This window comes from Pandoraea captiosa (genome assembly GCF_902459775.1).
GTDB lineage: Bacteria > Pseudomonadota > Gammaproteobacteria > Burkholderiales > Burkholderiaceae > Pandoraea > Pandoraea captiosa.
The window spans coordinates 1172420-1181126 of sequence record NZ_CABPSQ010000002.1 but is presented as its reverse complement, the minus strand read 5'-3'; the positions used below and the strand labels follow the sequence as shown (position 1 = coordinate 1181126).

Genomic DNA, 8707 nt, shown 5'->3' with positions numbered 1-8707 from the left:
GCCGTGGCGCTTGCCGCCGTGAACGTGTTCGGGGGCTTCCTCGTCACCCAGCGCATGCTCGAGATGTTCAAGAAAAAGGACAAGGCCCCTGCAAAGGCGGCCAACGATGAAACGGCAGCAAAGGGAGCGCACTGACATGAGTATGAATCTTGTGACGCTGTTGTATCTGGTCGCGTCGATCTGCTTCATTCAGGCGCTCAAGGGGCTTTCCAATCCGAAGATGGCGCGACGTGGCAACGCGTTCGGCATGATCGGCATGGCCATTGCCGCCGTCACGACGATTGCCCTGATTTACGAGTTGCGTCGTCTGATGGGCGGCAACTACTCGGGGCTCGCGCTGATCCTCGCAGGTCTCGTGGTCGGGGGCGGCATCGGCGCCTTCGTCGCGCGCAAGGTCGAAATGACGAAGATGCCGGAGCTGGTCGCGGCGATGCACTCGCTGATCGGTCTGGCGGCGGTGTGTATCGCGGTCGCGGCCGTGGCAGAGCCTGCCGCATTCGGTATCGTGCCCGCAGGCGAAACCTTCCTGCCGCCGGGTAACCGCATCGAGCTGTTCATCGGCACGTTCGTCGGCGCGATTACGTTCTCCGGGTCGGTCATCGCATTCGGCAAACTCTCGGGCAAGTACAAGTTCCGTCTGTTCCAGGGCGCGCCGGTGCAGTTCACCGGACAGCACACGATCAACCTGCTGCTCGCCATCGCGATGCTCGGCTTTGGCGTCATCTTCTTCCTGTCGCAAAGCTGGCTGCCGTTCATTTTGATGACGGCCATTGCCTTCGTGCTCGGCGTGCTCATCATCATCCCGATCGGCGGCGCGGACATGCCGGTCGTGGTCTCGATGCTGAACTCGTACTCGGGCTGGGCCGCCGCAGGCATCGGCTTCTCGCTGAACAACCCCATGCTGATCATCGCGGGTTCGCTCGTGGGCTCGTCGGGCGCGATTCTGTCGTACATCATGTGCAAGGCAATGAACCGCTCGTTCTTCAACGTGATCCTGGGCGGCTTCGGCGCAACGCCGGGGGCTGCGGCAGCCGGTGGCGCCCAACAGCAGCGCCCGGTCAAATCCGGCTCGCCCGATGACGCCGCGTTCCTCATGAGCAACGCCGAATCGCTGGTGATCGTGCCGGGTTACGGTCTGGCCGTGGCACGTGCACAGCACGCCCTCAAGGAGTTGACCGACAAGCTCATCGAGAAGGGGGTGAGCGTGCGTTATGCGATCCACCCGGTCGCAGGCCGCATGCCGGGTCACATGAACGTGTTGCTCGCGGAGGCCGAAGTGCCGTACGACCAGGTGCTGGAGATGGACGAGATCAACGGCGAATTCGGTCAGACGGACGTGGTGCTGGTACTGGGCGCCAACGACGTGGTGAACCCGGCCGCGAAAAATGACCCGGCGTCACCGATTGCAGGCATGCCGATTCTCGAGGCTTACAAGGCCAAGACGATCATCGTCAACAAGCGCTCCATGGCCGCGGGTTACGCCGGGCTGGATAACGAACTGTTCTACCTCGACAAGACCATGATGGTCTTTGGCGACGCGAAGAAGGTCGTCGAAGAGATGGTCAAGGCGGTCGACTGACCCTCGCCCCCGCCTGACGCATTCGCATCCACACCGCCCTGCGCGCCGACGCAAGGGCGGCGACCTCGCGGGGCCGCACGCCATCATCGGGTGCGGCCCCGCGCTACAATGCGCGCTCGGTGTTGGCACGACGACGTCGCCAACGGCCCAGTCAGGTTTCCCCAGTCAATCGAGTCCTGCATCATGACGCTAGGCATCGTCGCCGCGCTCCACGAAGAAATTGCCGATCTGCTCGCAGAAATGGCCCCCGGCGCTCACGTCGAGCACATCGGCATGCGTGACTACTACGTGGGCAAACTCCACGGCCACGATTGCGTCATCGTGCTCGCCCGTATCGGCAAGGTGGCGGCCGCGGCAACGACGACGGCGCTGATTCACCGTTTCGACGTGAGGGAACTCGTCTTCACCGGCGTTGCGGGCGGCCTGGCGCATGGCCTCGCAGTAGGCGACGTGGTGATTGCGGACACGCTCACACAACACGACATGGACGCCAGCCCGCTCTTCCCCCGTTACGAAATTCCGCTGCTCGGGCGTGCGTCGTTCAACGCCGAGTCCGCCCTGCGCGACGCCCTCGCGCAGGCCGCGCGCGACTGGCTCGCCGAAGAACTGCATGAACAGGTGAGCGCCGAATGGCGTGCGCAATGGCAGATGGCCGCGCCGCGCGTGCACGTCGGACAAATCGCGAGCGGCGACCGGTTCGTCTCCAGCGCCAATGAAGTGACGTTGCTGCGCGGCCATCTGCCACAAGCGCTTGCGGTCGAAATGGAAGGCGCGGCCGTCGCACAGGTATGTCACGAATACGGCATTCCGTTTGCCGTGATGCGTACGCTGTCGGACGCCGCCGACGATACGGCCCACGTCGATTTCCCCCGCTTTCTGCGTGAAGTGGCGAGCCACTATTCGCACGGCATTTTGCGCCGCTTCCTGAGGTCGCGCCCGGCACACCCACCGTCACACCCACCGTCACGCCCATGAAAAAAGACCGGCCAGTGGCCGGTCTTCTCATCGCCTGCACGACGCCGGGCGAGGCTTAAGCTTCGTCGCCGTCGTGCTTGCTCTGCGCGTCGCCCGGGCGCTTGCGCACGGAACCGGCAATCAGATCGAAACGGAACAGACGGCATTCCAGCGCGCCGTTGTACAGCGGCGTGCGGCGCGATTCGCGCAAGCGCATCTGCCCTGGCAGGCTCATGTCGGCCGTCAGCAGGAAAGCGCTCCAGCCGGTGAAACGTTGCTTGAGCGCGTCGCCGAACGCACGGAAGAATTCGGCATCGACGCCGTCCGGCTGATTGCGCTGGAAACCGCCGCGATTGCCCTGAACGTCGGGCGAATAGCCATCGTCGGCATCGCGCGGCGCACGGCGACCGCGCACCTCGATACGCTCGCCGTACGGCGGGTTCGCGACGATGATCCCCGGGCGATCCACCGGCGGCGACATATCGCGCGCATCCACCTGCTTGAGGCCGATGTCACCCACGCCGGCGCGCTCAAGATTGGCGCGCGACTTGACCAGCATGTCACCGGAGATGTCGCTGCCGAAAATCGTGTTGGGCACCCCGCGCACACGCGCATCGCGCTGGGCGTCGCTTGCCTGCACCTTCAGCGACTGCCATGCCGTGATGTCGTAGCCCTTGAGCTTTTCGAAGCCGAAACGACGTCCCGCCCCCGCCGGAATGCCAAGCGCGATCTGCGCGGCTTCCGCGAGGAACGTGCCGCTGCCGCACATCGGGTCGTACAGCACCATGTCCGCCGCCGTATCGGTGCGCCAGCCGGCCAGACGCAAAATGCCTGCGGCGAGGTTCTCGCGCAGCGGGGCCGCGCCCTTGTCCAGACGCCAGCCGCGCTTGAACAACGGCTCTCCCGAAGTATCGAGATAAATGGTGACGTCGGTTGCCGTGAGGAAAGCGAACACGCGCACGTCCGGCTGCATCGTGTCGATGTTCGGGCGCGCGCCGGTCTTCTCGCGCAGCCGGTCACACACGGCGTCCTTGATGCGCAACGTGACGAATTCGAGGCTGCGCACCGGCGCCTTGATGCCGGTGACGTCGACACGCAACGTCTGCTGATAGCCGAACCAGTCCTCCCAGCGCTGGCGCAGGGCGAACTCGTAAATGTCCTGCTCGGTGCGATAGCCCTGCTGCGCCACACGAAGCAGCACACGGCTGGCAATGCGCGAATGCAGGTTGGCCGCCATGCCGGCTGCCCACGGACCGGCGAAATGCACGCCGCCTGGCACCTGTTTGCCGACCGAGATCGGAGCGAGACGCCCCAATTCTGCGAGTTCGGCGGCAAGCGCCTCTTCCAGTCCGCGAGGACAGGGTGCGAAGAATTCGAAGGAAGCCATGATGATGCGTACGACCGGCGCGCGAAGCGCCGGCGCAGAAGAAGAAACCGCTATTGTACGCGTGCCGACCCGGCGGACGTGAGCGGCGCGCCGCCGGGGCAGGCGGCGAGTTTGTGCAGCAGGGTCTCGACGATGGCGTCGGGCGACTCGCGAATGTCGATGATGAGCGCGTCGCGCGGTTCTTCCAGCGTGTTGAACTGGCTTTGCAGCAACGCCGGATCGAAGAAATGCCCGGAGCGCGAGGCAAGACGCTCGCCGATCACCTCGGGCGCGCCCTTGAGATACACGAACACGACGTCGCCATCATGCTCGCCCAGCACATCGCGATAGCGCTCGCGCAAGGCCGAGCACGCGAACACGTGATGACGTCCCGCCACACGGCGCGCAACGATGGCCTCGCGAATCGCGGCAAGCCACGGTGCGCGGTCCTCGTCGTTGAGCGCCTCGCCGCGACGCATCTTCTCGATGTTCGCGGGGCTGTGAAACGAATCCGCGTCGGAAAACCCGCAGCCCAGCCGGTCGGCGAGCTTCTGCCCGACCGTGCTCTTGCCGCTGCCCGATACGCCCATTACCACGACGATCATGGCTCGTCTCCTTGTTCCGTGCCGACTCACGTCGGCGTGTTGCTCTTGCCGTGCGCCCTGCATCTCCGCCTCCCCGCCTCGCCTCGCCTCAAACCACCGTAGCCAGGCCAAGCGTGAGCAGCAACGCGACCACCGAAATGATCGTCTCGCAAACCGTCCAGGTCTTGAAGGTCTGCGGCACGGTCATGTTGAAGTATTCCTTGACCAGCCAGAAGCCGCCGTCGTTCACGTGCGACAAAATCAGCGAGCCCGCGCCCGTGGCCAGCACCATGAGCTCCGGCTTGACCGTCGAGCCGGCCGCCGCCGCAATCGGTGCGACGATGCCGCACGCCGTCGTCATGGCGACGGTTGCCGACCCCGTCGCGATCCGGATCAGCACCGCCACCAGCCAACCCAGCAGCAGCGGCGAGAGGTGAGCGTTGTTCGCCACGTCGACGATCGCCTTCGACACGCCGCTATCCATGAGGATACGCCCGAAACCGCCACCGGCGCCCACGACCAGCGTGATCGTGGCGATCGGTGCGAGACACTCGTTCGTGAACTTGAGAATCTGGTCGCGATTGAAACCGCGCTGCTTGCCGAACGTGAAGAAGCTCACGAGCGTGGCAATGAGCAACGCCATCACCGAGTTGCCGATCAGACGCAGGAAGTCGTTTGCGAACGTCTTCGGCGCGAAGAACAGATCGGCCCAGCTACCGATGAGCATCAGAATGACCGGCAGCAAGATCGTGAACAGCGTGATGCCGAAGCCCGGCAGCTTGTCCATCGGACGGTCCGCTTCGACGAATTGCGAGAGCAGCGGATTGTCCGGATTGGGCACCACGTGGCGCGCCATGAGCTTGGCGAACAGCGGACCGGCGATGGCCGCCGTCGGAATGCCGACGATCAGCGCGTACATGATCGTGTGCCCGATGTCGGCGTTATAAGCAGTGACCGCCAGCAGCGCCGCCGGGTGCGGCGGAATCAGGCCGTGCACGACCGACAGACCGGCGACCATCGGAATGCCCACGAGCACCATCGAGGTGCCGGTGCGCTTCGCGACGTTGAACGCGATCGGAATCAGCAGCACGAAGCCGACTTCGAAGAACACCGGCAGACCGACGATGAACGCGATCACGACCATGGCCCAGTGCACGTTCTTCTCACCGAAGAACCCGATGAGCGTGCGCGCGATACGCTCGGCGCCCCCGGACTCGGCCATCATCTTGCCGAGCATCGTGCCAAGCCCGACCACCAGTGCAATGTGCCCCAGCGTGTTGCCCACGCCCGTCTCGAATGCCTTGACGATACCGCCCATCGGCATGCCCACCGCCAGCCCGAGCACGAGCGAGACGACGATCAGCGTGATGAACGGATTCAGTTTGAAACGCGCGATCATCAGGATCAGCGCGATTACCGCGACAAGCGCGTACACCAGCAGCAAGTTGCCTTGCACCGCGACCATGGGGGGTCTCCTCGTTTGGCTAGATGGGCGGATGCCCGTTGGGCTTGCGCCCGTTTATTGGAATCCTGTTTTCGTTGATGCCGGCATTGCCTTGCCGTTGCGACGTGATACGTGATGCCTGAAGCGTGATGCCTGAAGCGTGTTAAGCGCGGTCCATTGCTACGGTCATTCGCCCGACGTGGGGCGCATAACCGATGCACTCAGGCGCGTGGCAGCGCGCTCGCCGCGCGGGCCAGACGCGTGATGCCGTCCCAGTCCTTCGCGTCGACCAGCGCCTTGGGGGTCAGCCACGAGCCGCCCACGCACACCACGTTCGGCTGCGCCAGGTACGACGGCGCCGACTCGGCGCTGATACCGCCCGTCGGACAGAAACGCATCTGGCGGAACGGCCCGTACAGCGCCTTGAGCATCGGCACGCCGCCGGACGGTTCAGCCGGGAAGAACTTCACGGTCTCGTAACCGTCGGCGAGCGCCGCGAGAATGTCCGAGGGTGTGACCACGCCCGGCAGCAGCGGCAGACCGGCAGCCTTGGCCGCCGCGCCCAGCGTCGGCGTATAGCCCGGCGACACGCCGAAGCGCGCGCCGGCCGCCACGGCCTGCGCCATCTCCTCCGGGCGCGTGAGCGTGCCCACGCCCACGATCAGTTCGTCGGACAGCCCCGCCACATGGCGGATGACGTCCATCGCCGCCGGCGTGCGCAGCGTGATTTCGAGGACTCGCACGCCGCCGGCGAGCAATGCGCGCGAGACCTGCTCGCCCTGCTCGACGTTATCGAACTGGAGCACCGGAACCACGGGGCCGGCACGAACGATGTCATTGATGTCCATTACGTTTTCCTTGAATGCAGTGACGGATGGCCGAAGGCAGATGGCGCGTCGTCACTCGGTACCGAAGAACACGGAAGCGCCCGCCTCCGCCGCGCCGACGGCCGCCCGCATATGGCCGAAGAGCAGGCGTCCGGTGTCCTCGCCCGAGTCCGGCACCGGCGCGATGTCGCGCTCGGCCCATACCTGCGGGGACACCTCGGCGTGCAGCATGCCGGCGTTCGCGTCGAGCACGATCAGATCGCCGTCGCGTACGCGGGCGAGCGGGCCACCGCCCGCCGCTTCGGGCGACACGTGGATCACGGCGGGCACCTTGCCCGACGCCCCGGACATCCGGCCATCCGTCACGAGTGCCACGGCGAATCCTTCGTCCTGCAAGACACCGAGCAGCGGGGTGAGGCGATGCAACTCGGGCATGCCGTTGGCGCGCGGCCCCTGGCCGCGCAATACCACGACCACGTCGCGACGCAGCTCGCCTGCGTCGAACGCGGCCTGGACCGCTTCCTGCGAAGTAAATACGCGTGCCGTTGCCGCCACGCGCCGATGTTCCGGCTTGACTGCCGACACCTTGATGACGCCGCGCCCCAGATTGCCATGCATGAGCCGCAATCCGCCGTCGGGGGCGAACGGCTCGGCGTGGCCGCGCAAGACGTCACGATCACCACTGTAGGCGCTACCGGCGCGCCACGCCAGCCCTTCGGGCGAGAGCCATGGCTCGGCGCGATAGCGGGACAGTCCCGGGCCGGCCACCGTCTTGACGTTGTCGTGCAGCAAGCCGGCGTCGAGCAGTTCGCCGATCAGAAAGCCCATGCCGCCCGCGGCGTGGAAATGGTTCACGTCCGCCTTGCCGTTCGGATACACGCGCGCCATGAGCGGCACGATGGCCGAGAGCGCATCGAAATCGTCCCAGTCGATAATGACGCCCGCCGCGCGGGCCATCGCCACCAGATGCAGCGTGTGGTTGGTCGAGCCGCCAGTGGCGAGCAGACCGACGATGCCGTTGACGACGGCGCGTTCGTCGACCACGTGACCGACCGGGGTGTAATCGGGCGTATCCGCGCCGATGGCAAGCACGCGCGCGAGCGACGCGTCGGTCAGAGCGTCGCGCAGCGGGGTGTGCGGATGCACGAAGGCCGCGCCGGGCAGGTGCAGGCCCATGATTTCCATGAGGAGCTGGTTACTGTTGGCGGTGCCGTAGAACGTGCACGTACCGGCACTGTGATACGCCTGCGACTCGGCTTCGAGCAGCGCGTCGCGGCCCACTTTACCGGTGGCGTACAACTGGCGGATCCGGGCTTTCTCGTCATTCGACAGACCGCTCGCCATCGGGCCGGCCGGCACGAAAATCGTCGGCAGATGGCCGAACTGCAACGCGCCGATCACGAGTCCCGGCACGATCTTGTCGCATACGCCGAGCATCAGCGCCGCGTCGAACATATTGTGCGCGAGCGCCACGGCCGTGCTCATCGCGATGATTTCGCGCGAGAACAGCGAGAGTTCCATGCCCGCATTGCCTTGCGTGACGCCATCGCACATGGCGGGCACGCCGCCCGCGACCTGCGCCGTGGCGCCGAGCTTGCGCGCGGCCTCGCGCAAACGCGCCGGATACTGCTCGTACGGCTGATGCGCCGAGAGCATGTCGTTGTAGGCGGTGACGATGCCAACGTTCGGACGACGCTGCTCGCGCAGCATCAGCTTGTCGTTCGCAGGCATGGCGGCGAAGCCGTGCGCGAGATTGGCGCAGGAGAGCGTGCCACGCTGCGGAAAACGACCGGCGCTCGCCGCGATGCGGGCCAGATACGCCGCGCGCGTGTCACGGCTGCGCGCGGCGATCCGCGCGGTAACGGCCAGTACGGTCGGATGCAGGGGCTTCGGTTGCTCAGACATCATGCTGAAATGTGCGCGCCGGAAACAGGATTGCAAGACACCCCGGGC

At 65.6% G+C, this 8707-nt stretch carries 8 protein-coding genes; 3 read left to right on the top strand and 5 right to left on the bottom strand.

Going from position 1 to position 8707, the window contains the following annotated elements:
• The 3 genes from PCA31118_RS10525 to PCA31118_RS10515 all read left to right on the top strand — a co-directional run.
• The coding region (locus tag PCA31118_RS10525; RefSeq protein ID WP_150625124.1) for a proton-translocating transhydrogenase family protein at window positions 1-135 on the top strand (135 nt) is incomplete at its 5' end.
• 1 nt (window position 136) lies between these two features.
• A complete protein-coding gene (locus PCA31118_RS10520) occupies window positions 137-1579 on the top strand; it encodes an NAD(P)(+) transhydrogenase (Re/Si-specific) subunit beta (RefSeq protein ID WP_150625123.1) in 1443 nt (480 codons plus the stop codon).
• Window positions 1580-1762: 183 nt separating this feature from the next.
• A complete protein-coding gene (locus PCA31118_RS10515; RefSeq protein ID WP_150625122.1) occupies window positions 1763-2554 on the top strand; it encodes a 5'-methylthioadenosine/adenosylhomocysteine nucleosidase in 792 nt (263 codons plus the stop codon).
• Window positions 2555-2609: 55 nt separating this feature from the next.
• Here the strand turns inward: PCA31118_RS10515 and PCA31118_RS10510 are convergent, their stop codons facing one another.
• From PCA31118_RS10510 to edd, 5 genes are all read right to left on the bottom strand, one after another.
• Window positions 2610-3920, bottom strand: coding sequence for a THUMP domain-containing class I SAM-dependent RNA methyltransferase (locus PCA31118_RS10510; protein ID WP_150625121.1), 1311 nt, complete (start codon window positions 3918-3920; stop codon window positions 2610-2612).
• 50 nt (window positions 3921-3970) lie between these two features.
• On the bottom strand, window positions 3971-4504 hold the full coding sequence (locus PCA31118_RS10505; RefSeq protein WP_150625120.1) for a gluconokinase: 534 nt from the start codon (window positions 4502-4504) through the stop codon (window positions 3971-3973).
• Between the two features lie 88 nt (window positions 4505-4592).
• Entirely contained in the window at window positions 4593-5948 is a 1356-nt protein-coding gene (locus PCA31118_RS10500; RefSeq protein ID WP_044454253.1) for a GntP family permease, read from the bottom strand.
• Window positions 5949-6148: 200 nt separating this feature from the next.
• Entirely contained in the window at window positions 6149-6775 is a 627-nt protein-coding gene (eda, locus tag PCA31118_RS10495) for a bifunctional 4-hydroxy-2-oxoglutarate aldolase/2-dehydro-3-deoxy-phosphogluconate aldolase (protein ID WP_150625119.1), read from the bottom strand.
• 51 nt (window positions 6776-6826) lie between these two features.
• Entirely contained in the window at window positions 6827-8659 is a 1833-nt protein-coding gene (gene edd, locus PCA31118_RS10490; RefSeq protein ID WP_150625217.1) for a phosphogluconate dehydratase, read from the bottom strand.
• Between the last annotated feature and the right edge of the window lie 48 nt (window positions 8660-8707).

Bases quoted from the DNA above. Each gene is read 5' to 3' on its own strand.
- PCA31118_RS10520 (WP_150625123.1), top strand. From the start codon at position 137: ATGAGTATGAATCTTGTGACGCTGTTGTATCTGGTCGCGTCGATCTGC.
- PCA31118_RS10515 (WP_150625122.1), top strand. From the start codon at position 1,763: ATGACGCTAGGCATCGTCGCCGCGCTCCACGAAGAAATTGCCGATCTG.
- PCA31118_RS10510 (WP_150625121.1), bottom strand. From the start codon at position 3,920: ATGGCTTCCTTCGAATTCTTCGCACCCTGTCCTCGCGGACTGGAAGAG.
- PCA31118_RS10505 (WP_150625120.1), bottom strand. From the start codon at position 4,504: ATGATCGTCGTGGTAATGGGCGTATCGGGCAGCGGCAAGAGCACGGTC.
- PCA31118_RS10500 (WP_044454253.1), bottom strand. From the start codon at position 5,948: ATGGTCGCGGTGCAAGGCAACTTGCTGCTGGTGTACGCGCTTGTCGCG.
- eda (WP_150625119.1), bottom strand. From the start codon at position 6,775: ATGGACATCAATGACATCGTTCGTGCCGGCCCCGTGGTTCCGGTGCTC.
- edd (WP_150625217.1), bottom strand. From the start codon at position 8,659: ATGTCTGAGCAACCGAAGCCCCTGCATCCGACCGTACTGGCCGTTACC.